27 protein-coding genes are annotated in these 23,379 nt (G+C 45.3%); 17 read left to right on the top strand and 10 right to left on the bottom strand.

Features of this window, described 5'->3' with window-relative positions; translation table 11 throughout:
• Positions 1 to 412: 412 nt before the first annotated feature.
• From K8S15_02480 to K8S15_02470, 3 genes are all read left to right on the top strand, one after another.
• Entirely contained in the window at positions 413 to 1,741 is a 1,329-nt protein-coding gene (locus tag K8S15_02480; GenBank protein ID MCD4774900.1) for a DEAD/DEAH box helicase, read from the top strand.
• A 124-nt stretch (positions 1,742 to 1,865) separates the two neighbouring features.
• Positions 1,866 to 2,003, top strand: coding sequence for a hypothetical protein (locus tag K8S15_02475; GenBank protein ID MCD4774899.1), 138 nt, complete (start codon positions 1,866 to 1,868; stop codon positions 2,001 to 2,003).
• Positions 2,004 to 2,092: 89 nt separating this feature from the next.
• Positions 2,093 to 3,268 carry an ATP-binding protein gene (locus tag K8S15_02470; GenBank protein MCD4774898.1) on the top strand — a complete coding sequence of 392 codons (1,176 nt, stop codon included), beginning with the start codon at positions 2,093 to 2,095 and terminating at the stop codon, positions 3,266 to 3,268.
• 52 nt (positions 3,269 to 3,320) lie between these two features.
• Here the strand turns inward: K8S15_02470 and K8S15_02465 are convergent, their stop codons facing one another.
• On the bottom strand, positions 3,321 to 4,634 hold the full coding sequence (locus K8S15_02465) for an ATP-binding protein (GenBank protein MCD4774897.1): 1,314 nt from the start codon (positions 4,632 to 4,634) through the stop codon (positions 3,321 to 3,323).
• 373 nt (positions 4,635 to 5,007) lie between these two features.
• Here K8S15_02465 and K8S15_02460 point away from each other — a divergent pair, with 373 nt between their 5' ends.
• The 8 genes from K8S15_02460 to K8S15_02425 all read left to right on the top strand — a co-directional run bounded on the left by K8S15_02460 (position 5,008) and on the right by K8S15_02425 (position 10,872).
• Positions 5,008 to 5,178, top strand: a complete 171-nt coding sequence (locus K8S15_02460) for a hypothetical protein (GenBank protein MCD4774896.1) — start codon at positions 5,008 to 5,010, stop codon at positions 5,176 to 5,178.
• Between the two features lie 167 nt (positions 5,179 to 5,345).
• Positions 5,346 to 5,561, top strand: coding sequence for a hypothetical protein (locus K8S15_02455; GenBank protein ID MCD4774895.1), 216 nt, complete (start codon positions 5,346 to 5,348; stop codon positions 5,559 to 5,561).
• A 159-nt stretch (positions 5,562 to 5,720) separates the two neighbouring features.
• Positions 5,721 to 6,047 (top strand): hypothetical protein, encoded by a 327-nt coding sequence (locus K8S15_02450; GenBank protein ID MCD4774894.1) that lies wholly within the window; start codon positions 5,721 to 5,723, stop codon positions 6,045 to 6,047.
• Positions 6,044 to 7,294: a type II toxin-antitoxin system HipA family toxin gene (locus K8S15_02445; protein MCD4774893.1), complete on the top strand. Its 1,251-nt coding sequence runs from the start codon at positions 6,044 to 6,046 to the stop codon at positions 7,292 to 7,294. The genes K8S15_02450 and K8S15_02445 overlap by 4 nt, the downstream gene beginning before the upstream one ends.
• Before the next feature lie 182 nt (positions 7,295 to 7,476).
• Positions 7,477 to 9,003, top strand: a complete 1,527-nt coding sequence (locus tag K8S15_02440) for a plasmid pRiA4b ORF-3 family protein (protein ID MCD4774892.1) — start codon at positions 7,477 to 7,479, stop codon at positions 9,001 to 9,003.
• Positions 9,000 to 9,185 (top strand): hypothetical protein, encoded by a 186-nt coding sequence (locus tag K8S15_02435; protein MCD4774891.1) that lies wholly within the window; start codon positions 9,000 to 9,002, stop codon positions 9,183 to 9,185. The genes K8S15_02440 and K8S15_02435 overlap by 4 nt, the downstream gene beginning before the upstream one ends.
• 132 nt (positions 9,186 to 9,317) lie before the next feature.
• A complete protein-coding gene (locus K8S15_02430; GenBank protein ID MCD4774890.1) occupies positions 9,318 to 9,536 on the top strand; it encodes a hypothetical protein in 219 nt (72 codons plus the stop codon).
• A 250-nt stretch (positions 9,537 to 9,786) separates the two neighbouring features.
• Positions 9,787 to 10,872 carry a Fic family protein gene (locus K8S15_02425; protein ID MCD4774889.1) on the top strand — a complete coding sequence of 362 codons (1,086 nt, stop codon included), beginning with the start codon at positions 9,787 to 9,789 and terminating at the stop codon, positions 10,870 to 10,872.
• A 519-nt stretch (positions 10,873 to 11,391) separates the two neighbouring features.
• Here K8S15_02425 and K8S15_02420 read toward each other — a convergent pair.
• From K8S15_02420 to K8S15_02400, 5 genes are all read right to left on the bottom strand, one after another.
• Positions 11,392 to 11,637, bottom strand: coding sequence for an SOS response transcriptional repressor (locus K8S15_02420; GenBank protein MCD4774888.1), 246 nt, complete (start codon positions 11,635 to 11,637; stop codon positions 11,392 to 11,394).
• A gap of 70 nt (positions 11,638 to 11,707) precedes the next feature.
• Complete coding sequence (locus K8S15_02415; GenBank protein ID MCD4774887.1) at positions 11,708 to 13,039, bottom strand: AAA family ATPase; 1,332 nt, start codon at positions 13,037 to 13,039, stop codon at positions 11,708 to 11,710.
• Between the two features lie 100 nt (positions 13,040 to 13,139).
• Positions 13,140 to 13,424: a hypothetical protein gene (locus tag K8S15_02410; GenBank protein MCD4774886.1), complete on the bottom strand. Its 285-nt coding sequence runs from the start codon at positions 13,422 to 13,424 to the stop codon at positions 13,140 to 13,142.
• A 73-nt stretch (positions 13,425 to 13,497) separates the two neighbouring features.
• Complete coding sequence (locus K8S15_02405; GenBank protein MCD4774885.1) at positions 13,498 to 14,331, bottom strand: nucleotidyl transferase AbiEii/AbiGii toxin family protein; 834 nt, start codon at positions 14,329 to 14,331, stop codon at positions 13,498 to 13,500.
• Positions 14,328 to 14,981 (bottom strand): hypothetical protein, encoded by a 654-nt coding sequence (locus K8S15_02400; GenBank protein MCD4774884.1) that lies wholly within the window; start codon positions 14,979 to 14,981, stop codon positions 14,328 to 14,330. The genes K8S15_02405 and K8S15_02400 overlap by 4 nt, the downstream gene beginning before the upstream one ends.
• 508 nt (positions 14,982 to 15,489) lie before the next feature.
• Here K8S15_02400 and K8S15_02395 point away from each other — a divergent pair.
• A complete protein-coding gene (locus tag K8S15_02395) occupies positions 15,490 to 16,650 on the top strand; it encodes an ATP-binding protein (protein ID MCD4774883.1) in 1,161 nt (386 codons plus the stop codon).
• Between the two features lie 1,091 nt (positions 16,651 to 17,741).
• On the opposite strand, the gene K8S15_02390 is transcribed toward K8S15_02395, so the two are convergent.
• From K8S15_02390 to K8S15_02375, 4 genes are all read right to left on the bottom strand, one after another.
• Positions 17,742 to 18,302 (bottom strand): hypothetical protein, encoded by a 561-nt coding sequence (locus K8S15_02390; protein MCD4774882.1) that lies wholly within the window; start codon positions 18,300 to 18,302, stop codon positions 17,742 to 17,744.
• The gene (locus K8S15_02385; GenBank protein MCD4774881.1) at positions 18,299 to 18,880 is read right to left on the bottom strand and encodes a ComF family protein; all 582 of its coding nucleotides are present in this window, start codon (positions 18,878 to 18,880) and stop codon (positions 18,299 to 18,301) included. Before K8S15_02385 ends, K8S15_02390 begins: the two co-directional genes overlap by 4 nt.
• Before the next feature lie 54 nt (positions 18,881 to 18,934).
• Positions 18,935 to 19,174 carry a hypothetical protein gene (locus K8S15_02380; protein MCD4774880.1) on the bottom strand — a complete coding sequence of 80 codons (240 nt, stop codon included), beginning with the start codon at positions 19,172 to 19,174 and terminating at the stop codon, positions 18,935 to 18,937.
• A 239-nt stretch (positions 19,175 to 19,413) separates the two neighbouring features.
• Positions 19,414 to 19,635 (bottom strand): hypothetical protein, encoded by a 222-nt coding sequence (locus tag K8S15_02375; protein ID MCD4774879.1) that lies wholly within the window; start codon positions 19,633 to 19,635, stop codon positions 19,414 to 19,416.
• Between the two features lie 88 nt (positions 19,636 to 19,723).
• Here K8S15_02375 and K8S15_02370 point away from each other — a divergent pair, with 88 nt between their 5' ends.
• The 5 genes from K8S15_02370 (at position 19,724) to K8S15_02350 (ending at position 22,991) form a co-directional block, all read left to right on the top strand.
• Entirely contained in the window at positions 19,724 to 21,052 is a 1,329-nt protein-coding gene (locus K8S15_02370; GenBank protein ID MCD4774878.1) for a hypothetical protein, read from the top strand.
• A 131-nt stretch (positions 21,053 to 21,183) separates the two neighbouring features.
• The gene (locus K8S15_02365; GenBank protein ID MCD4774877.1) at positions 21,184 to 21,363 is read left to right on the top strand and encodes a hypothetical protein; all 180 of its coding nucleotides are present in this window, start codon (positions 21,184 to 21,186) and stop codon (positions 21,361 to 21,363) included.
• An 86-nt stretch (positions 21,364 to 21,449) separates the two neighbouring features.
• On the top strand, positions 21,450 to 21,815 hold the full coding sequence (locus K8S15_02360; protein ID MCD4774876.1) for an adenylate/guanylate cyclase domain-containing protein: 366 nt from the start codon (positions 21,450 to 21,452) through the stop codon (positions 21,813 to 21,815).
• 560 nt (positions 21,816 to 22,375) lie between these two features.
• Entirely contained in the window at positions 22,376 to 22,660 is a 285-nt protein-coding gene (locus K8S15_02355) for a type II toxin-antitoxin system RelE/ParE family toxin (protein MCD4774875.1), read from the top strand.
• Positions 22,661 to 22,664: 4 nt separating this feature from the next.
• Complete coding sequence (locus tag K8S15_02350; protein MCD4774874.1) at positions 22,665 to 22,991, top strand: HigA family addiction module antidote protein; 327 nt, start codon at positions 22,665 to 22,667, stop codon at positions 22,989 to 22,991.
• Positions 22,992 to 23,379 lie beyond the last annotated feature (388 nt).

Raw genomic sequence — 23,379 nt, 5'->3', positions numbered from 1 at the left:
CTGGGATTGATCAGGGCAATAATATCTTCGCAGCAGGCACATGAAATGAATACATCCTGACATTCCCATTATGGGAACACCAGAATCTGATCCGATAAGCAGGGCTCTTTTCGGCAAGGTTCGAAGAGAAGTGCTTGCACTATTCTGGACAACCATGGCTTGTGAATCGCGTTCATAAAGCTATTAGTTGGCGTTTCATTCACATCCAAGTATATTCCAGTAGCGATAAGTCTCTATCATCATTGTTTTTCAGGGCGATTTGCCCTGACTGCACTTCTTGAGATTGTCCAGCAATTCAGATCGATCATCCCAATTAATTAAATTGAAGATATCGATTGTCGCAATAATTGCGACCCTTCTTTGCAGCGCGTCCGGCGGGTAGAGATTTGTAAAACCCCGGACCAGGAAAAACATGCAAAAACAAGTACACTCTCGCGGGATAGGCTCGCGAAAAGACAGTTCCACAACACAACCGAAGCTCCAACCTTCCAAAGGTGTCTTTGGCACATTGATTCCGGAAATTCAGCGGGCTTTAGCCGCAGAAGGCTATACTACTCCCACACCCATTCAGGAACAATGTATTCCGCACCTGCTGAAAGGACGGGACCTCCTGGGTACTGCACAGACAGGTACCGGGAAGACTGCCGCCTTTGCTTTACCGCTTCTACAGCGGCTGAACAGCAACTACCGCCGGCCCCAACTAAGAACTCCGCGCGCCCTCATTCTCACCCCGACACGAGAACTCGCTGCGCAGATAGGAGAGAGCATCAATACTTATGGCCGCTTCTTAAATCTCCGACATACTGTGATCTACGGTGGAGTTAAACAGTTCCACCAGGTTAAAGCCATGAATAAAGGAATCGACATTCTAGTTGCAACACCAGGCCGACTCCTTGATCTGATGCAGCAGGGATTCATCCACCTGAATGAGGTGGAGGTTTTTATTCTGGATGAAGGCGATCGGATGCTTGACATGGGTTTCATTCCCGACATCAAGAGGGTGTTGTCTCATGTTCCGGATGATCGTCAGACCCTGCTATTTTCAGCCACTATGGCTCCAAAAATTGTGGAGTTGGCCAGAACCATGGTTCGCAATCCCGTACGGATTACCATCACACCAGATCAACCGGTAGTGGAGAACATCACTCAGAAGGTGCTCTTCGTCGGGAAAAAGAACAAGGATGCCCTCCTGTTATCTCTTCTGAGCGACCCATCAATATACAAAGCTCTCATTTTCACCCAGATGAAGCATACCGCTAACAAAGTGGTTGCGAAGTTATCTGCTACCGGCGTTAAAAGTACTGCCATTCACGGTAATAAGAGCCAGGCTGGACGCATCAGGGCGCTGGATGGCTTCAAGCAGGGCCGTTTCCGGGTGCTTGTTGCTACAGACGTGGCAGCACGAGGATTGGATGTTGACGATATCACCCACGTAATCAATTACGATCTTCCCATCGAATCTGAAACATACGTACACAGAATCGGACGCACTGCACGAGCGGGAGAGAACGGTGACGCTATTTCGTTCTGCTGCGCAGAGGATCGAGCCTACCTGCGGGGAATAGAACATTTGCTGGGCAAACCATTACCAACCGAGATGGAGCATGCCTATCATTGCCACGAAGCATTCCGGTCCAACCTGCCGGCTCCGAAGAATTTCGGTCGCGGTAATGGAAACAGAACGAGCCGGAGCAAGGGTACTCGCTCTCGCAGTAGAGGATACAGCCGCGGCAAGCGTTAAAGAAAACCTGATCGATTCTTCAATACAACCTGTTCGGTTTTCTGGGAATACAATCCGCAACACAGTAAAAAAAACAGTAACAGGAGAAACAGGAGGATAATCAAATTCGGATAACAGGATATCTGTGATAAAAATCTCACTGATGTATGACAGATCTATTTACCGTAAAATCGCCATTAGAGGTGACCAGACCCTTAAAGATTTGCCCGAAGTCATAGAGAGAAAGGGAGAATCTCCACCTCAGTACCCCGACAGGAAATGAAGATCAATGGTATAATATTGACTTCAAAAATATTCTTTTATAGAATAAGATAGGCGAAAGGATTAAACATCTTATATCATAAAAGAAAAATGTATCAGGATAGACTGGAGCCTTTCATCGGAGCTCCTCTCATCAAGGTTATCACAGGAATGCGCCGTACCGGGAAGAGTGTATTTCTGCGGCAGGTATTCGATACACTGGTGGACAGGAATGAAAACCCGCTTCTTATCAATATGGAACTCATGGAGAACCATCGATTCAGAGATTCGGGAGTTCTTCATGAGCACATAATAAAACTTGATCCTTCCGCTGTAATAATTGATGAGGTTCAGGATATTGAGAAATGGGAAGAATTGGCTGCTTCCCTCCTGGCGGAAGGCGGAATGGATATTTACCTGTCAGGCTCAAACGCCGGTATGCTTACTTCTGATCTGGCCTCAAAGATTTCAGGCAGATACATTCAGCTCAGGATTTACCCTCTGGGTCTGGCAGAATACATTCAATTCCGGGGAGATGACGCAGGACATCTGGAGGACGTGTTTCAGGAATATCTGAGATTCGGTGGCATGCCGGGTATACATTCAATGGAGCTGAAAGAAGAAGTTATATATCAGTACCTGAAATCAGTCCAGGACACAGTGATTCTTAATGATGTGATTATAAGGAACGGTGTGAGGAACGCTGTTCTTCTTGAATCCGTTCTTGATTTCCTCGCGGATAATATAGGCTCCCTTTATTCGGGGAAGAGTATAGCCGATTATCTGACATCTTCAGGCAGAAAGACCACTGCGGCAACTGTAATAGAGTATATCAGTTTCCTGGTGAATGCCTTTGCGCTGCATCATGTGAAGAGATTCGATCTGCGGGGAAAACGGCAGCTGGCCTACACTGGAAAAGCCTACCTGAACGACCTGTCTTTCAGACATGCCGTCTTTGGTTATCGCGGGGGAGCCATATCGGGATTCCTTGAAAATCTCGTTTATATGGAGCTTCTCAGAAGAAATTTCACCGTCTTTATTGGCAGCCTGACCGGCAGGGAAGTGGATTTCGTGGCGGAAAAGGATGGAAACATCTTCTACCTGCAAGTCGCATACCTGCTGGCTTCTCCTGAAACGGTAGAGAGGGAGTTCTCAGCTCTCCAGGCAATTCCGGACAACTATCCCAAGATGGTTCTCTCGATGGACAGGACCATTCCCTCCAGAACAGGCATTAACCAGGTCTACATACCGGATTTTCTGATAGATCCGAATAAGTACCTTCGATAAATCAATCAGTTGCAGCTGCCTTTACGTTGTTGCGGACTCACACAACCACGGATCAGCGGAAACGCCGGGCCAGCTTCCCGATAGAGTGCACGGAGTAAAGGGGAAGATTAATAAGCCACTCCTCCTCCCGATAGCCGGAGAGAGAGGTGCGAAAAGCTTTCTTAGGGGCGTAGCGTTTATAGTAACTCCTCAAACTTTTTGACTGCAGGTTCTCTGCTGCTTTTACCTCCAGAGGAAGAACCATCCCGTCAATCTGCATAACAAAGTCAACTTCACCACTGGACTTATCTGCACTCCAGTAGAACGGGTTAATTCCGCAATGGGCTATCAGCTGTTGCAGAACAAACTGCTCAGTTAAGGCACCCTTGAACTCTTTGAACAGTTTGTTGCCCTGTAGAACTGTTCTGACATCAATATCGCTCATTGCACAGAGCAGCCCGACATCCGGCGCATAAAGCTTGAACGCAGAACTGTCACGGTAAGCCGGAAGAGGTATTCCCGGCCTGGTAACTCTGTCCACTCTGTGTACCAGCCCGCAATCAAGAAGCCACTGAATTGCCAGTTCGTATTCCCTAGCGCGAGCACCTTTCCTGGCAAGTCCGTAAACGAATTTCCTGTTCTTTCTGGCCAGCTGCGCCGGAAGGCTGTTCCATACAGACCTTATTCTCGGTACTGTTCTGTTGGGAGCATGTTTTGAAAAGTCCTGCTCGTATACGGCAAGAAGCTGTTTCTGAATGTTCCGCACAACTGCATAATCCCGTTCTTCAAGAAAATTCTTCACCACCTCGGGCATTCCTCCCACAAAGTAGTACTGTCTCAGAAGCTCCGTGAGTTTGGTGGCAAAAACCTTGAGCATGCCGAAATCGAGTTTCTCTATCATTTCATGCAGAGGTTTATTGTCTGTCGCAATCAGGAATTCAGAAAAAGAAAGAGGAAACAGATCTAAAAACCCCACCTTCCCCACTGGAAACGATGTATCCGGATGAAGAGCAATCCCCAGCAGGGAACCAGCTGCCAGTACATGATACCCTGGTGCATTCTCCCTGAAGTATTTCAGAGATGTGAGTGCTTCAGGCACTTCCTGCACTTCATCGAAAAGCAGCAGTGTTTCACCGGGAACTATAACGCAGCCAGATTCTGCCTGCAGTCCGAGCAGAAGCCTGTCTATATCAAAGTCTTCCTGGAACAGAATTTCCATGCGAGGATTATTTTCAAAATTTATATAGGCGACCCGTTCGTAATAGCTGCGGCCGAATTCTTTCATCAGCCATGTTTTCCCGGTCTGTCTTGCTCCGCGAATGATAAGTGGTTTCCTGTCAGAGCATTCTTTCCAGCTCTTCAGTTCCTCAATTGCTCTTCTGTACATTGACACCCCCCATGTGGCTCATTCAAACATAGCAGAAAATCCACATGAGTCAACCGTCTTTTGTGTAAATATACACGTATAACGGACGACTTTTGTGAAAACCAGATACATTTTCAGCACGACTCACCCCCAAGCAAGATCCGTAAGGATTCCCACACCATAATTCGAATAGCGATCCAAGCGGTAATCGTTATCCGGCCCGGGCATGGGCGAACGAGGATCGAGAGTGTGAGTATATGTAATTCATAGATTTCACATACAATTATAATTTTTCATGATTAGCTATCTTATGTGAATTGAATTCATAAGTTATACTTGATTATCAGGAATAGCGCGAATAGTGACTATAATTCATGAAAGGTGATGGATATTCATGAAAACAACATTCAAGGTAAGTTCTCCCGGACCGGTTAAAACTTTCATGAATAGACGGCTTCCCGAGAAAGCTGCTCCGGTGGGTTATGCAGCTCTTATTCAAACCTTCGATCTCAGGGTACCCGTTCCACGGACGCTCAGTGCGATCAGCGCCAGGCACAGGAAGTAATAGGAGATGTCCCAGAGGATATTCTGACCAGAGCAGCCGCGTTCCTGCTTGCGGATGATTCCAGGGCCAGTTTTGCGATAGAGAGGGAACAGGCACCGCAGAGCCGTATCCAGCGGTGGGGTCAGGCCATCGGCGAGTCAGGAAGGATATCCATTTTACCCAGTGAAGTGGCTTTTCTTCAACACTACGACAGGTTCCGGAAAGGTTTAAGCGAGGTAGTGGAAATGCCCTCCGGCAAGATCGATCTGCTACATAGATTTCTGCAGCAGAACAAAGGCAGACTGTCGAAAAGGGCAAAACCCGGGGAGTTCGCCGCGCTTACAGAAGATGAGGCGGAAAAGATCGAAAGCCTTTATAAAAGCTGCTTCGAAACGAGCAACTGACGATTCTTACTTTCTTATTCCGGATTATTGCTAAGGCCGAACAATGCAGAAGGCTGAACTTGCTGCTTTCGAAGCTGAACTTGACATAGTGTTCATAATTCTGTACCTTATCAATGATAAGAACCAGTATACTGAACGCTATATTACTGAGGATAAATAATGAAAACCGAAACAGCAACTCAATACAAACTTCCGATACCTGTTCAGCATCTTCTTCGTAAACTTGGGCAGGATATTCGGAATGCCAGAAGACGCCGGCGTATACCAACCGCTATTCTGGCTGAACGGGCATCCATAAGCAGGACAACCCTGACAAAGCTGGAAAAAGGAAATCCCGGTGTTTCTCTGGGCATATTCGCAACTGTTCTTTTCTCTCTCGGTATGAGCGATAGACTGGCTGATCTGGCTGATGTACGTCATGATCGGACAGGTCTTACCCTTGAGGAAGAAAATCTTCCAAAGCGCATTCGGAAGTTCAGAAAATGAGTCAGCCCATTTTTGTTCATGTAGACATTCATGGAGTAACACAGCTGGTCGGCCGATTGTGGGCACATACAAAAGACCGCCGGCAGAGTGCCACATTTGAGTACGACCATGCCTGGCTGGCCAATCCGCAAAAGTTTCCTCTGGAACCTGCCCTTAAACTCGGTCCCGGCCCCTTTCATACTGCACAGAACAAGACTCTGTTCGGAGCCATAGGAGATTCAGCGCCGGATAGATGGGGTCGTGTGCTGATGAAACGACAGGCAAGACATCAGGCAGAAGAATCAGGCAAACCCCTGAGATTCCTGAACGAAATTGATTACCTGCTCCAGGTTGATGATGAGACAAGACAGGGAGCACTGCGATTCTCAAAAGAAGAAAACGGTCAATTCCTCGCTCATTATGCAGGCAGCAGTATTCCACCTCTTATCGGCCTGCCGCGACTTCTCACGGCAGCTGATCACATAAGTGCTGACAACGATACGAGTGAGGATGTCAGGTTTCTTATAGCGCCCGGCTCATCACTTGGAGGAGCCAGGCCCAAAGCATGCGTAAGAGACAATCGGGGGAATCTGTCACTGGTGAAATTCCCCTGCAGGGCGGATGAAATAAATACGGTACTGTGGGAGGCTGTTGCCCTGACACTTGCCGGGCAGAGTGGAATATCAGTCCCCGAATGGAGAATTGAATCCGTTGCGGGCAGAATCGTTCTGCTGCTTTCAAGATTTGATCGGAAAGGCAGCATACGGATTCCTTTTCTGTCGGCAATGAGCATGATAGACGCGAAGGACAATGAGGTGCGAAGCTATCTGGAACTGGCTGATGCTCTCAGAATGCATGGAGCCCAATCCAGAAAGGATATGCAGAAGCTCTGGCGGCGCATGGTCTTTACAATCCTCATATCAAATGTGGATGATCATATGCGGAACCATGGATTCCTCTATGACGGATCACAGGGCTGGGTCCTCTCTCCGGCCTACGACTTGAATCCGACTCCAGCGGACATAAGTCCCCGCATTCTATCAACAGCCATCAGCTTTGACGACCCGACAGCCTCTCTTGAAACTGCCTTTGAAGTGGCGGAATATTTCGACATCAATCCAAACCTGGCAAGGGAAATCGCGGCTGAAGTGGGCACAGCTGTTGCGTGCTGGCGCACTGAAGCCAGGCGATTCAATCTGACCCCGCGCGAGATAGAGCGCATGGAATCGGCCTTTGAGCACGAAGACCTCGCGCTTGCTCTTGGATGAACTTGTTATTTCTGAAAAGCATCAGGAAACAAATACTGCTATATTTCGTGTTCAGGATATACGATACAATATCTGCTTTCCTGCTTTGTTAACCGTGTCCGATTGCATTTCGCAAAGCGGAAAACGATGCTTGTGCGAATTCGCTGAACAGCTGATTCGCTGAGAACAAAGGAGAACGAGAAGTGAAGAATCCTCCATCAAAGACACAATGGAAGAAACTGTACAATCTTGCGAATACAGTCGCTGAACTGAAGCCATGGAAGATACTTTCTGATTACATGGTTTTTGGAGTGCGATTATCAGATTACGATATAAATGGTTATGTGGGTATTGCCGGAAAACACGGGCAGAGTCGCGGTGTGTTTGTTTACATGGGCGAACCATCCATGGAGAGAGTCAGGTTCATGGGCAGCCCGGAAATCGTTATGGAATTGTCGATGCTGACACTGACCTTTGAAAAACCGGAAACTCTTCCGGATAAGGACAGAAAGATTATCAGCTCACTGAAGCTTAACTATCATTCGGTTGAAGATGTTCCGTTTTTCAGATCATACTCACCCGGACTTCACCCATGGTATTTGAACAAAGATGATGCTGCAATTCTAATAATTTGCCTTGAGCAGGCTGTTGAACTGCTTCGAAGGGGAAAATTCGAAAAACTGCTTGATATGCGCTCCGAGGAGAAAAAGTGCCTTTACAGAATTCCAGGAGAAGATGGGAAATGGACTGAAATCGTAGAAGAGACTCCTGAAAACCCTGAATTCGAAAAGGTGTTCTTCATCAGGAAAGGCAGCCTGGACGATTTGAACGAACTTCCCGATAGCAACAAATCAATCCAGGCAAGACTATTCCCGTTACCGGAACCAAACGGAAAGAAAGGGGAACGCCCGTCTTTTGCGTACATGCTCATTCTGGTTGACTCCGAAACAGAGTTTTTACTGACTGATAATATACTGGAGATCGACTCTACTATAAGAGATATGGAGCTGCAGGTTCCTGAAATGCTTATCAATGAGTTAGTGGTTCATGGAATTAAGCCAAAGCAGCTGGAAATTATCAAGGGTTGTAAGCTGAGTGAGATTCTGAGGCAACTGGGATATGAGAACTTCCCTGTGCCGGTGAAAGAAAAAAAGAAGCTCAAGGCTCTTGGCAATACACTGAACATCCTGCTCAATTCTCTCTTTTATAGAGATGATTTACCGGACCCGGGCATAACCAGGAACGCTCCTGCTCAGTCAGAGCACTTTCACGAAGTGGATGACAGGATTCATGTAATCAAAGTCGCATTGATGTACGACAAATCGGTTTACCGAAAAATCGCCATAAGGAGCGATCAGACCCTTAAAGATCTGCATGACGCCATATTCGACGCCTTTGACAGAGAAGAGGAGCATCTCTACTCCTTCTTCTTTCCGGATAGACCGACAAAGTCCAAAAGAGCGATCACAGATTCCCCGGAATACACCCTCACGGGAATGACGGATGAATTCTTTGACGAAGGACAGAATGACGCTTCAGAGGCGACCATACAGTCCCTCAAGCTCAGAACGAAGCAGAAATTCTACTACATCTTCGACTGGGGAGACGAGTGGTGGCACGAACTGACTTACGAGGGCGTTAAGGACATCAGAAAAAAAGATCTGCCGACGGTCATAGTTGCCAGAGGAGAATCTCCACCTCAGTACCCCGACTATGATGAGGAAGATTGAAACATACGGGTAACACCTGCTATGGAGAAGTTTTCAGTCTGATTGAATCACCGGATCGTGCCGGAGAATTATCAGGCTGGCATCAGGACACCGGTATTGTATCGCTGATCTATCCAGATCGTTTCAGCCTGGGGATTTCAATTGTCCGGATTCAGGTAGGTATTCCAAATCATTCCGGTTGATGCAGAGCAATTGGAAGATACTTTACCCCGGACGCCCAATCTCATCATTACGGACATATTGAAAGTAGTAGTTGCAATTTGTCCAACTCTCCGAGAAGATCAGCCAGTCATTGGCAGGTGGTGGAAACGGGAATGATCTCCACTGTAAAGGCCGGAGAGATCTCCAAAATCCGTGAACTCACAGAACAGCCGGAACAGCCCGAAGATATCGAGCTGCCCCCTTCAATCAATACAATAAGGGAAATGACAGCATCGGTTGAAGCTCTGATAGATCGTTATCCGAAGAGTTCTTACCTCCTTTCTTTCTTCCTTCCTAATTCGATATACCGCCGATACCGTTTTATCTTGTGACGAATCATGTACGGTGTTATGTGCGGTCCCGGACCGGTGGTTTGCAGCAGGGAAACATGTCCTTCAGCGAAATAAGGATTACACAAGTGTTATGTCATGTGTCAGATGTTGTATAATTGAGAAGTGATTTGGCGTTCCGGGAGCTGGAATGCCAGCAGAGAATATTATACCTGCATCAATTACAGCGATGTAATAACTCATTCTGACTAACTGAAAACCATTCCAGAAGAAGACCGGGAGAGTAATGAAGATGCCATATGATTCACAGTTTCCATACGATGATCTTCCAACCTTACCTCCTTCCATTGATGTTGAGTCCAAAGCGGTTCTCAAAGAATGTCTTTCTGCTACGCGAGCATTAGCTGAGTTGAAAGGTGCAGGCGGACTCATTCCAGATCAAACCATCCTAATAAATACCATACCACTGCAAGAAGCCCTCTCCAGCTCAGAAATAGAGAACATTGTTACTACCCAGGATGAGCTCTATCGCGCAGCACTGAACAAAACTGCTGTAAAGGATCCTGCAACAAAGGAGGTCCTTCGCTATCGAACTGCTCTGCGTAATGGCTATGAATTACTGAAAGATAATCCACTTTCACTTGACATGATCCTTAATGTCTGCCGTGTTCTGCGTGATGAAGATGGAATAGAATTTCGATCAGAATCGGAACAAGTGGTGCTAAAAAACCGAATGACAGGCAGAATTACTTATACACCCCCTAATGGCGGTACCATCCTTATCAGTAAGCTGCAGAACCTTGAAGCCTTTCTTCTGAAACATGAGAATCTTGATCCTCTTATTAAGATGGCTGTAGGACACTACCAGTTTGAAGCCATTCATCCTTTTAGTGATGGTAACGGCCGAACAGGACGCATTTTGAATCTTCTTTACCTTCTCCATGAAAATCTGATTGATATTCCTGTTCTATACCTCAGTCGTTATATTATTAATAATAAGCATGAATATTACCGCCTTCTTAAGGACGTAACCGAGCATGGCGCCTGGGAAGACTGGCTACTCTATATGCTTCGCGGTATTACAGAAACAGCACTGTGGACTTCTGACCGCATTAAGGCTATTCGTCGTCTCCTGGATGAAACAGTTGAACATTGCCGTACTGACATTCCCCAGGTCTACTCGCGTGAGTTGATAGACCTCATCTTCCGTCAGCCATACTGTAAAATTTCCTTTCTTGTTGACGCCGGTATTGCGAAAAGACAAACCGCATCAAGCTATTTGCGCGAATTAGAGCGCATTGGTGTATTAACTGGAGAAAAAATTGGTCGTGAGATGATATATAAGCATCCTGCATTACTGGGTGTTCTATCAGCGTGAACGGTTCTCCAGTCAAAACTGTCGAATTCCTAAGCACTTCTTTCAGATATGTCGAATGTAATGAACAAATTCGACACATGTTCAAGAAATGTCGATTGTCCGGACATATCAAAGACGATCTGTATAGATCAAGGCTGGGAATTGACATATTCAGTATTATTGATCAGCTTTCCACGGCATCAAGCTGAACAGTATTTACTACAACAGGTACAAAACCATCACATGCGAAGGAATAGTTCGCAGCGATTATCTTTGTAGACGGCTCAATCCTCTCCATCCTGTCAGTTAACTCTCTGCTGCCGGGAGAGATATTAAACAGAAATTAGCAAATTAGCCTGAAAAACTACCGGGAGCTTGTCCGATAATGCGCATCAAGTAGAAGATCCTCACAGTTGAGATAGAATGCTCGCGGATTCAATATCTTCCAGCTCGATTCTGAACTGCAGCACCCGCCTTTCTTCCTTCCAAATTTGATATACCATCGGTACCGTTTTATCATGTATCGAATCATGCGCGGTGTCATTTTCGCTTCAGCCGGGGGATTTCATCGGGATCGATCAGGAGTCTGATTGATCGGGCCTGCCCGGGAATCCTGCTGATGAGTCCCTTCTCGTCCAGTTTCAGGATCATCTGGTGTATTGTCGGAGGCGTGGTGCCGAAGAACCGCTGCAAATCCGCTTCTGCCGGTGCTCTCCCATGCATAACCATGTAGCTGTCGATGAAGGCCAGATACTGGCCCTGCTTCTCTGTGAATCTATCTTTCATTAATATCATCTCGTTTCCAACAGAAAAATATTTATACAACCCGGTCAGAGCTGTCTTCCGAAAATCATGGTTACTGACCTGATAACAAATTCGCCAGACGACCGGCAGCATAAATCGGCACATGCAATCGAGAACCGCATGTTTTCACATTTTTAGCGCTCAGTATGATATTCTGCCGGGGCTGGTAGCGTTCCACAAATACATTCATACTCTTAGATTGGGTCACCCATCCTGATTTGACTTCTATAGGAATAATGCCCGATGGAGTTTCCAGCAGAAACTCCACCTTAGATGTCCGTCCTTCCCAGCAAAATAAATCTCGAACTCCTGCTGCACGTAATTCCTGCGCAACAAAATTTTCTGCGATATAGCCTTTGTAACTTCCGTAATCGTACGTTAAAATATGGGCTGGATCAATATTGGTGATAACAGCAAGTAGACCCACATCAAAAAAGTATTGCTTGAACCGGTTGTCTCTTGTGAATCCGGCCAACGGAGTTTCAGCTCGATTCACAATAGAAGTCCGCAGGATAAGCCGCGCACTCTCCAACCAGCCCAATGGAGAAGACAGACGCTCATAACCACGAAAACCTGGCACGGCATCTTTAAAACGAAACTTCGATGCACTCCCATCCAGAGCACGCGCAAGCTGAACCGGGATATTACGCCAGAGCCGTTCTATATGCAGGGCATTTGTTTTGCCGGAGTGTTTTGCGATATCCGCCATGTACGTATCGACAAGATCCAGATGGACGCTTCGAGCCGCCTGGACAGCTTCATATGGGTTTTCAAGACACTCGTGGTAGATATTGACCGCTTCAGGTAAACCTCCGATAATGAGGTAATATTTCCATAAATCCCATAGTTGGTCATGCACAATTTGCGGCAGTGGTTCTCGAAGAACATGTGTCCGTAACAGTTCTGCTAAGCGCGATTTCCCGATTCCCGTAAGGAACTCATTGAAATTCATAGGAAATAGATCCAAAAAAGAAACTTTTCCCACGGGAAAAGAGTCTCCGGCCAGACTGACTCCGAGCAGGGAACCGGCACTGCACAATGCCAGTTCCGGCATTATTTCGTGAAAGTATTTGAGTGCGGTGAGCGCCCGGGGACAGCACTGGATTTCATCAAATATGACCAGATCACGCACTTTATCAATGGAGGTATCAAGATAGAATTGCAGCTCATTGATGATTCGGTCAGGTGAAATATCTTTTTCAAATAGTTCACACAATCGTTCATCATTCTCAAAATTAACATAATGACAACGTGGAAAATCTGTTTCGCCAAATTCCTGCAGTATATAAGTTTTTCCAACCTGGCGGGCACCACGCAGTATCAGCGGCTTTCGAACCTTACTGCTTTTCCATGCCGTCAACTCTTTAGTGATTGTCCGTTTCATGTGGATATAATATCAGAATACGGTATTTTCTGCAAGGACATTATTCCAATTGTTGCATTTTATGCAGGGAAGTAGCTCCGGTTGGTTATGCAGCTCTTATTCAAACCTTCGATCTCAGGGTACCCGTTCCACGGACGCTCAGTGCTATCAGCGCCAGGCACAGGAAGTAATAGGAGATGTCTCCGAGGATATTCTGGCCAGAGCAGCCGCGTTCCTGCTTGTGGATGATTCCAGGGCCAGTTTTGCGATAGAGAGGGAACAGGCGCCACAGAGCCGTATCCAACGGTGGGGTCAGGCCATCGGCGAGTCTGGAAGTATATCTCTGAGTCTGGATGAGCTTCTTCGGTTGCATCAGATAGTAATAGGTGATTTCCGATTCGTGCAAAAAGGGCTCAGAGAAGAAGGAGGTTTTATTGGACAACATGATAGAAGCTCGGGAAATCCTCTGCCGGTTCGAGCTATTCGGAGAACAGACGGTGAAGGTAGTGAAGGAACAATTCAGGTTTCCACCCATCCAGTGTTTTCCGCTCTTCCGTGGACAGGAATGGGTAAACATCGCGAGCAGTCTGATCCCAGTTCAGAGACTCGATCTTACGGCTGAGCTGATCTCTCAGCCATACATGATCAATATGGATGCCCTGATGTGCCCACGGTCCGTTCTGATCGATTGCAGCGGAAAGCAGATCCATTTCAGGATAGATATCCCTGGAGCAGAACCAGAGGAAATCGAACCAGTCTCTTCCTTTGACCCATGATCTGCATAAGAGAGCGTGGCACTTCAAAGCGAACGATGAAGGAAGCTCCATCACCGAAACCTCGAAGGGTATCGGGAAGTCAATGAATGCAGTTCGAATTTGTACTCCTTCAGGGGGATTTACGTCCGCTTCCAGTCTGATTCTTAAAAATGGTGTTCGACCATCAGGATAGCTTCCGAGAATAGAAGAGTCGATCAAAAGAAGCTTTCGGATTGATAAGCCTTCCGACCCGGCAGCACGCAGTTCAATATCGAGACCATAATTGGAACAGGTTCTGAGCAGAGCCTCTTCGTATGAAGACCAGGAGAATGAATTATCAGGCTCCGCGAGGATGAAATCGAGATCCTCTGAGAAACGAGGTAGACCATGAACCAAACGAAGTTCTGTTCCGCCGTGGAACACAGCTCTGCTGAAGAAATCGTTCACTGACAGTGAATATAGGGCGATTTCCTGCACGATCTCCCGAAGAGCATGAACGCGAGCCTCCCGGGAAGACGAACCATATTCTTCGAGCCTTGATTCAATAATGTTTTTCATGATCCTCCATCCAGGGCATCGGCCAACAGGGAGAGGAAGTTTCGAGCTTTAGCTGAACGGTATATGCGGGCAATCTCCCTCAGATCGTCTGTATTGAGCTCGCTGAGGTACGATACATCAGTGCGCAGAGCCGCACAGAGTCCAAGGATACCCTCCCAGCTGAGCTTACGATCATATGCTAAATCACCTATTGCCCTCTCGGGAGATGCAACCAGGGTGTATCCTCTCGGTAAGGCCTCCCTCAATACTCCCTTATAGAAATCATTATCGAAAACGGGAGTGCGCGAATATGCAAAACTGCCCAGGGCGTTCTTGAATGTCCTTTCTCTTCCGTGTGCAATACAGCTTTGAACGAGCAATGGTTCTTCCTGCAGCCAGCCATAGTAGTTAAGAGCTGATTCCATTGTAACATAGCTTTCGGGGACGAGCCTGTTCGCGATCCTTAACCTGCTGACATCCAGTCTTGATAGAGCCGGATCGAGTATATACATGCCCCGCTTCAGACGAACCAACTCATTACTCTGCAGTGCCCTGTTCACCAGGCCCCAGCGGCGGGCGTGGCTTCCACCCGCCAAACGCGAAATAATAGAAGGGGTGATAATCATTCCGGCGTACTTGGTTTTCAGCAGCAGTTCAGTCAGCGTCTCCATATCTCTTCCTTGAATAAGTTTGTAGAAGTAATATAACAATATTCATGACAAATACACAATGCACGTACAATACTTCCAGATATTGGAAGTATCTTACAAGGATTGCGTTCGATTGAAAAAATACCTGTTAACTCTATTCATGATGTCCACTACTCTGAGCAGCACAAGGAAAGTCGTCGCCACAGAAAGAAGAATTTCATTCATCGTTTATCTCTTGTGAATCCGACTCCGGCGGATATAAGTCACCGCATCCTATCACTGCCATCAACTATAACGACCCGACAGCCTCTCTTGAAACTGCCTTTGAAATTGCGGAATACTTCGACACAAATCCAAACCTGCCAAGGGAGATCGCGGCTGAAGTGGGTACGGCTGCTGCGTGCTGGCGCACTGAAGCCGGCCGATTCAATCTAACCCCGCGTGAGATAGTACGAATAGACAATTTGAAAGTAGAAGTTGCAATTTGTCCAACTATGTAATATGCTATTATCGTTACATGGAGGTGGCAATGATTACTCGAACTATTCAGAAGAAACTTCTGTTTCTTTCTGAAAGGTTTCCTGTTGTATCGGTCAACGGTCCCAGACAGTCCGGAAAAACCACACTGGTGAAACACTGTTTTCCGGAGAAGAAATATGTCTCACTTGAATTACCGGATAACAGGCGTTTTGCTGAAGAAGATCCTAGAGGTTTTCTGTTGACCTATGACGACGCGGTTATAGATGAAGTACAGTATGTGCCGGAACTGTTCTCATATATCCAGGTTATTGTTGACGAGAAGAACAAACCCGGTCAGTATATTCTTACAGGTTCTCAGAACTTCCTTCTATCCGAGAAGATCAGCCAGTCGTTAGCAGGTCGTGTGGCAATACTGACTCTGTTGCCGTTTTCCTGTTCTGAGATATCCACAGAATCATTTACAAGGTATGAAACCCTGCTCTACAAGGGTTTCTACCCGCGTTTGTATGATTATGACATACCTCCCGGAGACTTTTATGCAAACTATGTTCAAACCTATATAGAGCGGGATGTACGGATGATCAGGAATATTGGTGATCTATCCAGATTTCATCTGTTCCTGAAACTGTGCGCAGGTCGAACGGGTCAGCTCCTGAACTACTCATCACTGGCTGGAGAATGCGGCATTTCACACACCACCGCGTCACAGTGGATGTCTGTGCTCGAGGCGAGTTATATTGTGTTTCATCTTCGCTCTCACCATAAGAACTTCAAAAAACGTTTGGTTAAGATGCCCAAACTGTATTTCTATGATACAGGCCTTGCATGTTACCTGCTGGATATGCAGAATTCTTCGCAACTTGAAACTCATTACAGCAGGGGAGCGCTGTTTGAGTCATTTGTTATTTCAGAATTTCAGAAAGAACAATACAACCAGGGAAAGACTCAGAACTGCTATTTCTGGCGGGATAAGCACGGGCATGAAGTAGATTGTCTGATTGACAGAGGAGGATCGATTATTCCTGTAGAGATTAAATCAGGCAGAACAGTAAACAGTAAGTTCTTCAAGCCACTGAAATACTGGCAAAAGCTTTCAGGCTCAGAAGTGACACCTGTTATAATCTATGGCGGAGATACTCATCAATTAAGAAATGGAATAGAGCTGTTTCCATGGAAAGACGTAAATAAAGCTTTTGATCATGGTGAATGAGACAATTACTATCCACTACCATCGAATAGCGATTAATCATTTTTACTGACGATTCCCATCAGAACACACTATTCCAAATAAGTACTTTTTACCGGCAAGGCATCTACCCGGGTTCCTTCCAGTACTGAACGATCCAATCCGCTGTCTGCTTGCTCCCAAAGAACTACCACACACCAATATTACCGTTCATCGACAGAAGTGCCGGGCAAGCTTCCCAATAGAGTGCACGAAGTAAAGGGGAAGATTAATAAGCCACTCCTCATATGGTTCATACAAGAATATCAGTGAATACACATAAGTCATCCATCTTTTGTGTAAGCATACACAATTAACGGACGACTTTTGTGAAAACCAGATACTTTTTCAGCACGACTCACCCCAGAGCAAGATCCATAAGTATTCCTGCAGGCTTATCATTTGCTATATTGCGTTATTGTAGAATCGAGGATGATTTCATGCCTGGTTCTCATTCTAACATTGCTTTCGAAAAATAACATTAAGATGATTACCGTCTTCGTGTTTCAAGATTTAATTCGATTATTACCTGAGTACTTTCCTATCGCAGTATCACAAAGCTCAAGGCTGCTATATAAGTCGCGTTAAGGTTATCTCGCTCGCATTTCCCTTATGCGTTTCATCTCCTGCCGACCATGGATCTGAAGCAGTCATAGAGAGAAAGGGAGAATCTCCACCTCAGTACCCCGACTATGATGAGGAAGATTGAAACATACGGGATAATTATAACTCAAAGAGAATCTTCACCTGAATTTACAGAGGTGAAGTCAGATACATTACCTTGGTTTTAGAAACATTCACCATCAATTGAAATATGTAAAGTCCTTACTATTCTTTGATGAGCTTTACCCTGAATTTTTCTTCTGATAGGTTGCGTGGGCAAATTAAGATCTGAATTTCCCGAACCGGATAATACGGTAAACCACATAATACCCGCTTTATAACGATTAGCATTTTCACGATCCTGTTTTGTGATCTTAAGATCATGCCAGAATTGTCGTCATGGATGTTGACGTGTCGAATTATTCAGTTTTGAAGTTCGTCCATCAGAAATAGAGATGGTAATTGTGTTGTCGCTAGAAGCTTAGTGAGCCTTGCGCTAAACACTCAATTTCCCGAATAGATGAGCTGAGATTTATTTTTTTACTAATTTTATTCAAGGATTCTTGATCACATTTTGCTAACAGGATTTGTACATCTTCCAGTTTAGACACTAAGAGAAATTCGTTATCAGGGGAATAGTAAACCAAGGCTTTCTTATTCTTCTTTAAAAGTTCCAATATATTGTTAAAAGAGCCTGGACTCTTCCCATCCCAAAGAACGAAACCATAATCCGCTTCCGCAGCCATTTCTTTGTCTTTTTGAGTGTAGAAATCTCGCCCCTTGAGATTTTGGTTAACTAATACATGCTTTACGTTCCAATTACCAAGATTAGTCCGGCACGAATTGCCAGAACAAAATACAATTACATTTTGATAGTGAATTTCTGAGAAGTATTTCTGTAGAGCTTTATCCGCTCCATTAGCATCCCCAATAATCACAGAGAATTGCTTGTCTACAATGTTTTGTAGCCGATCACGTATTTCTCTGTTTAGGCGGCTTAGCTTTCTTGATCCAGAAAGAAATACAGTCGTCATCTATTGCTCCGAGTCTTTGTCATAGTTAAGACAAATACACCATTCGCTTTGGCCTGCTGATATAAAATGTCTGTTGCAACGGACAGAGTTGAACCTGAACGATATAAGTCGTCAACTAAAAGAACGTTCTTTCCTGCTAAGTCGTATTCATTTATTAAAACCATATGTTTTTTCAACAGTTCTTTTCTTTCGTCGGGATCATCAACATTCTTTAACTCTGTCCCCCCCGTTTGTTTTTCAAGAACATCTTCCAATACTGGCACGTCAAGTCTTATCCCCAACTCTCGTGCTATTTCATTTACGGGTTGAATAGTTCTGGACTTTTTTGTCGAAGGAATTGGAATTATTGCATCCATTGTTTCAAGACCGCTGTATTTTACTTCGATAAGGTCAATGATCTTTCCAATAACAGATTTGTCTTCGTGATATTTTAGCTGGTAGACAAGTTCACCCATATCACTTCTGGTTGTATCCCAATGATTATGTCCATACTCATCCACTCCTAAATAGACGCTAGAGAGAGTATGCAAATCATACGCGGACCCTTTTTTCCAGTTTCCTTTAAGTTCGATGGCCATATTTATACTTCCTATTTGCTTCTATACTATCATACATTAATATCACTGCGGAATCTACCTTCCTGATAGGTAATGTATCTCTGCAACATCAGTGTTCCGGCTTGGGTTGGGAGATTTAGAATCAAACTCGCTTCCTAATTCTTTTGCAAGTTCATCAAGTCTGTTTATGACTTTCTGTTTGTATTCTGTATTTACTGCATTAAGAAGGCCCTTCTTTTGCACTTCATACGTCTCTGGATTCCAGGCAATTACGGCGATAGCCAGCGCATACATACCGCATGAAATAGCAAGCATAGACTTCTATATTGTTTCATTATGATTGCGAACGCAGTCATAATGCGTGGGCATTGTGCATTTGTGAGATCAGATATCCCGCGAACGCCGCTCAGAGGAGCTTACGTTCCTGTGATTGACCCGGATTTACAGTATTGTGTTCCAGGAAAGACCTCCACCAGACACCGCGTACGGAACAATCTGCCAGGAAGTAAAAAGTTCTGTCCCCTGGTTTTCCATACGGAATTACTGGAGAGTTATCACAAAGCCGATCTTCCAGTCAGAGCCATGAAGGTAATAGGAGATGTCCCCGCGGATATTCTGACCAGAGCAGCCGCGTTCCTGCTTATGGATGATTCCAGGGCCAGTTTCCCGATTAAGCACAACTCACGAAAAAGATCCGTAAGTATTCCTGCAGGCTTGTCATTCGCAATATTGTCTTTAGTAACGATAATAGTATCAGCAATTTTTGATAGTTTCACCTTATAATAGTCTATGGGTTTGCACTTACTATTCTATTAAATCAGTGACTTATCTTATAATGAAAGGTAAATCATGATGAAGAATTTAATGTTGATTTCCTTGCTCTTTCTCTTCATAGTTCTTTCCTGTGGCTCCAGCTCTCCTGGAGCACAGAACGATCTTCCCGCAGGATTTATTCCTCCTGATGATCCCGGGCTGGCAGTTTTCAGAACCGCTGTATTTACAGTTGACTGGCAGCTTATTACAAGAGATCAGATTGACTGGGAGACTGCGGCGCATGTCCCTTCTATCCAGGTTACCTATGATGAAAATGACCGGATAACAGAAACGGTAGGTCTCTGGATGGGAAGACCGAGTGACAATGTCATCGTAGCTCGTTACTCCCCTATGCTGAGAATCAACTACGAGGAAGGTGTTGAAACCATTACTTTCCATTGGTCTGACGGAGAGCCCTGCGGAGAGTTTGGATTCTGGGGTTTCAGAATCACGCGATCTGATGACGGAAATATCTCAGTCATGGAATTTCTGGCTGAAGATGGTTCTATTCTTGTAGATCGCTCAGGAATCGCATACCGTCAAATTGAATATTCAGGAGATGGCTGGTACCTCGAAACCACGCATGATGAAACCGGCGCACAGGTTCCGATTATGGGATCCGATGTATATGCTATCCGCCAGCAGCTCAACTCACAGATGAACCAGATTGCAACGGAGAGTACCGACAGTCTGGGAGAGTTGATTTCTGTTTTCGGAGAAGTCTATCGGATAGAGAGAGATTTCGATGCTTCTGGCCATCTGATTGAGGTAAAAAGATATGGTTCGGATGGACAGAATATCGAAGGTCCCGGGAATCCTGCATGGGAGACGTATGAAGTTTCACCATCAGGTCTTACAACTGGCTTTGCCCTGCTTGCTCCCGATGGTTCTCCTTCTGTGAATCAGTATGGCGTACATTCCAACGTTATCGAGTACGATCAGTACGGTAGAATGGTGTTCACCGCAGGATACGGTACGAGCGGTGACCCTGTGACTGTAGGGGGAGTATGGGCAAATACAATTGAATACGATGATGACAATCTTCAAACCACGGCCCAAACGCTGGACCAGAACAGGGAGCTCGTGAATTTGAACGGTTTTTCAACAGTTGTAACTGAAAAGGACTCCGTGGGTAATACTATCACTATAAGTTTTTATGACTGCAGCGGTGAACCAGCCCGGGATGCCATTGAAGTCCACCGGTACAGATTCATCTATACCTCCCACTGCAAGCTTCTTGAGCGTCAGGTTTGGGATTCTTCAAACGAGCCGGATACATCAAGTATGGGATTTCACAGTGAACGTAATTTATTTGATGATAAGGGCACCTTCCTTAGAACTGAATATCATGATACAGATGGACAGTTGCTCAACTACTGAAGCTGAATGCAGTACCTGATGCGACCACTGTCCGATCCGGTCGAATTAGAGATTATTGAAACTCAACCATTTCCCGGAAGGGCTATGGTTACAGGTATGCAAGTCATCAGTGCCGCTGGTGCGGTTCTCTTATGAATGAACCTTCAGGAGAATCAGATCAATGCGACGAACTCGATCCCGGAGTTACAAGGCAGATACTGGGCATAGCCACCGATGATTTCGGAGAAATCTGGTACATGATAAGAGAGAATGAGACAGCTTACAAAGGTTTAAGCGAGATAGTGGAAATGCCGGGCCAGCTTCCCGATTAAGCACAACTCACGAAAAAAGATCCGTAAGGATTCCCAAGGGCTTGTCATTTGGTATATTGCATTATTGTAGAATCGAGGAATATCTCATGCCTGTTTTCCTGTTAACCGATATCGAAAAATCAACCCGGCTCTGGGAAGATCATCCCGAAGTGATGAAAGCCGCCCTTGAACGTCATGACTCCATCCTTTGTGACAGCGTTAAGAGCCACGGCGGAGCTATAGTCAAGAACACCGGAGACGGTATTTTCGCTGTATTCGAAAAAGGTGACCCGCTGGCCTGCGCGCTGCACATACAGAAAACAATTCAGGATGAAGACTGGGGAGAACTGAAGGATATGCAGGTTCGAATGGCATTTCATTCAGGAACTGCGCAGAAAAGAGAAAACGATTATTTCGGCTCTGAAGTATCAATAGGAAACAGGAATTTGCATCTTTCACGAAATGGTCCATGAACCTGCCCATCGGCCCGAATGCCTTCCGGTTTTCACTACTTTCTGTCCAGCGACAATTAGATTTCCGGTGCGGGAATATCATCTGACGCTGATCAACTTTCTATTCTGGATTGCATGATATCCGAACGTATCGGATTTGTCCGGTATAGTCGTATTCGCTGGTTCTCATCGCAGGTGTTGTATTGCCGGAAGAGAAACTTATTGCAGCTCGGGAATGCCCGGATATCTAAGATTCATCCTGAGATGGACGATAGTCCAAGTTTAAGCTTGAGATTCTAGGTTTCATTTTTTGATTAGATGAAGCCCTGGCGGTCTTATACACACAACGCTCTGCATAACCAGAACAGTACTCAAAAAGCCGGAAACATGATCGCTGTTTCTGGTTCATTCAGTTGTTAAAATTCTATCTTCTTTATCTTGAATCATTTCCTAACGAGAAATAGTAGTTACATTTTGGATGAATCACAAGAGTTGTTAACCTTCGGGAAAATCCAATTGTTCTTCTCTGGATGTACCTGACACCATCTTGACGCGTGACGTAAAGCGTCTTATGTATTGGTATGATAAAATCTTTTAAATGCAGAGATACTGAAAAACTGTTTGCTGATTATGATGTCCGAAGATTTCGGAGTATCAACAGAACAGCCAGAATCAAACTTGAAGTTTTGAATGCAGCTATCTCTCTACAAAGCTTGCGTATCCCACCAGGGAACAGGCTTGAGCAACTTAAAGGAAATAGGAAAGGTCAACATAGCATAAGAATTAACAATCAATGGCGTATTTGCTTTATTTGGAAAGAAGAAGGAGTCATTGAAGTTGAAATTGTAGATTACCATAAGGGGTAGCAACATGAAGAAAAAATTATCTCCAATTACACCGGGTGAAGTCCTTTTAGAGGAATTTCTTAAACCAATGGGAATTTCACAGAGCCAACTTGCTAAGGACATAAATGTACCAGCTAACCGTATTAGTCAAGTTGTTCATGGCAAAAGGGAAATTACTGCAGACACAGCATTACGCCTTGGCAAATATTTCGGAATTGAACCTGAATTTTGGTTAAACCTACAGGTTAGATTCAATATGAAAATTGCCAAGAGCAAGCTGGGGCTTATAATCGAGAAAGAAGTGAAGGTTCATTTTTCTGAATTACAACAACACAACCATGCAAACGCTTGAAAATAATCTGGTTACAAGTTTTCTGATAGCAGCGCTAAGCACAATTGCAATCTGAACAGCTATATCTGTCATACTCTGACAATTATCGTCCGTTAGTATTTTCTGCCCGGATTTGCTTTGGTACTCGCATATTTTAACGTCGTTTTGAGCTGCTTGCCGTTAAGCTGGCGCAGTTTGTGCTTCTGAGCGAAGCGAAGATGCAGAAACCGTACCAGTAGGCAAGTCTGCTCCAAAACTTTGTGTACGCCCGTCATGGGCATGAACTAATGGGGTTAAAGTCCCCTGCAGGTAATCCTGGTGAAACGCCTTGTGCGGAGCCGCATGCAGGGTGTTGGGGGGGCCGGAGGAGAGAAACCTCCGGCTACCCGATTATCTTCCCATTCATTTT

Origin of the sequence: Candidatus Aegiribacteria sp., assembly GCA_021108005.1 — a bacterium.
Classification (GTDB): Bacteria; Fermentibacterota; Fermentibacteria; order Fermentibacterales; family JCC-6; genus Aegiribacteria.
The sequence above is the reverse complement of the archived record's forward strand: the minus strand, read 5'-3'. Positions and strand labels throughout refer to the sequence as shown.

Bases quoted from the DNA above. Each gene is read 5' to 3' on its own strand.
- K8S15_02405 (MCD4774885.1), bottom strand. From the start codon at position 14,331: ATGAAAAACATTATTGAATCAAGGCTCGAAGAATATGGTTCGTCTTCC.
- K8S15_02465 (MCD4774897.1), bottom strand. From the start codon at position 4,634: ATGTACAGAAGAGCAATTGAGGAACTGAAGAGCTGGAAAGAATGCTCT.
- K8S15_02445 (MCD4774893.1), top strand. From the start codon at position 6,044: ATGAGTCAGCCCATTTTTGTTCATGTAGACATTCATGGAGTAACACAG.
- K8S15_02425 (MCD4774889.1), top strand. From the start codon at position 9,787: ATGCCATATGATTCACAGTTTCCATACGATGATCTTCCAACCTTACCT.
- K8S15_02415 (MCD4774887.1), bottom strand. From the start codon at position 13,039: ATGAAACGGACAATCACTAAAGAGTTGACGGCATGGAAAAGCAGTAAG.
- K8S15_02400 (MCD4774884.1), bottom strand. From the start codon at position 14,981: ATGGAGACGCTGACTGAACTGCTGCTGAAAACCAAGTACGCCGGAATG.
- K8S15_02380 (MCD4774880.1), bottom strand. From the start codon at position 19,174: ATGCTTGCTATTTCATGCGGTATGTATGCGCTGGCTATCGCCGTAATT.
- K8S15_02390 (MCD4774882.1), bottom strand. From the start codon at position 18,302: ATGACGACTGTATTTCTTTCTGGATCAAGAAAGCTAAGCCGCCTAAAC.
- K8S15_02355 (MCD4774875.1), top strand. From the start codon at position 22,376: ATGATAAAATCTTTTAAATGCAGAGATACTGAAAAACTGTTTGCTGAT.
- K8S15_02460 (MCD4774896.1), top strand. From the start codon at position 5,008: ATGAAAACAACATTCAAGGTAAGTTCTCCCGGACCGGTTAAAACTTTC.
- K8S15_02370 (MCD4774878.1), top strand. From the start codon at position 19,724: ATGTTGATTTCCTTGCTCTTTCTCTTCATAGTTCTTTCCTGTGGCTCC.
- K8S15_02480 (MCD4774900.1), top strand. From the start codon at position 413: ATGCAAAAACAAGTACACTCTCGCGGGATAGGCTCGCGAAAAGACAGT.
- K8S15_02385 (MCD4774881.1), bottom strand. From the start codon at position 18,880: ATGGCCATCGAACTTAAAGGAAACTGGAAAAAAGGGTCCGCGTATGAT.
- K8S15_02450 (MCD4774894.1), top strand. From the start codon at position 5,721: ATGAAAACCGAAACAGCAACTCAATACAAACTTCCGATACCTGTTCAG.
- K8S15_02420 (MCD4774888.1), bottom strand. From the start codon at position 11,637: ATGAAAGATAGATTCACAGAGAAGCAGGGCCAGTATCTGGCCTTCATC.
- K8S15_02395 (MCD4774883.1), top strand. From the start codon at position 15,490: ATGATTACTCGAACTATTCAGAAGAAACTTCTGTTTCTTTCTGAAAGG.
- K8S15_02470 (MCD4774898.1), top strand. From the start codon at position 2,093: ATGTATCAGGATAGACTGGAGCCTTTCATCGGAGCTCCTCTCATCAAG.
- K8S15_02350 (MCD4774874.1), top strand. From the start codon at position 22,665: ATGAAGAAAAAATTATCTCCAATTACACCGGGTGAAGTCCTTTTAGAG.
- K8S15_02430 (MCD4774890.1), top strand. From the start codon at position 9,318: ATGATCTCCACTGTAAAGGCCGGAGAGATCTCCAAAATCCGTGAACTC.
- K8S15_02360 (MCD4774876.1), top strand. From the start codon at position 21,450: ATGCCTGTTTTCCTGTTAACCGATATCGAAAAATCAACCCGGCTCTGG.
- K8S15_02365 (MCD4774877.1), top strand. From the start codon at position 21,184: ATGAATGAACCTTCAGGAGAATCAGATCAATGCGACGAACTCGATCCC.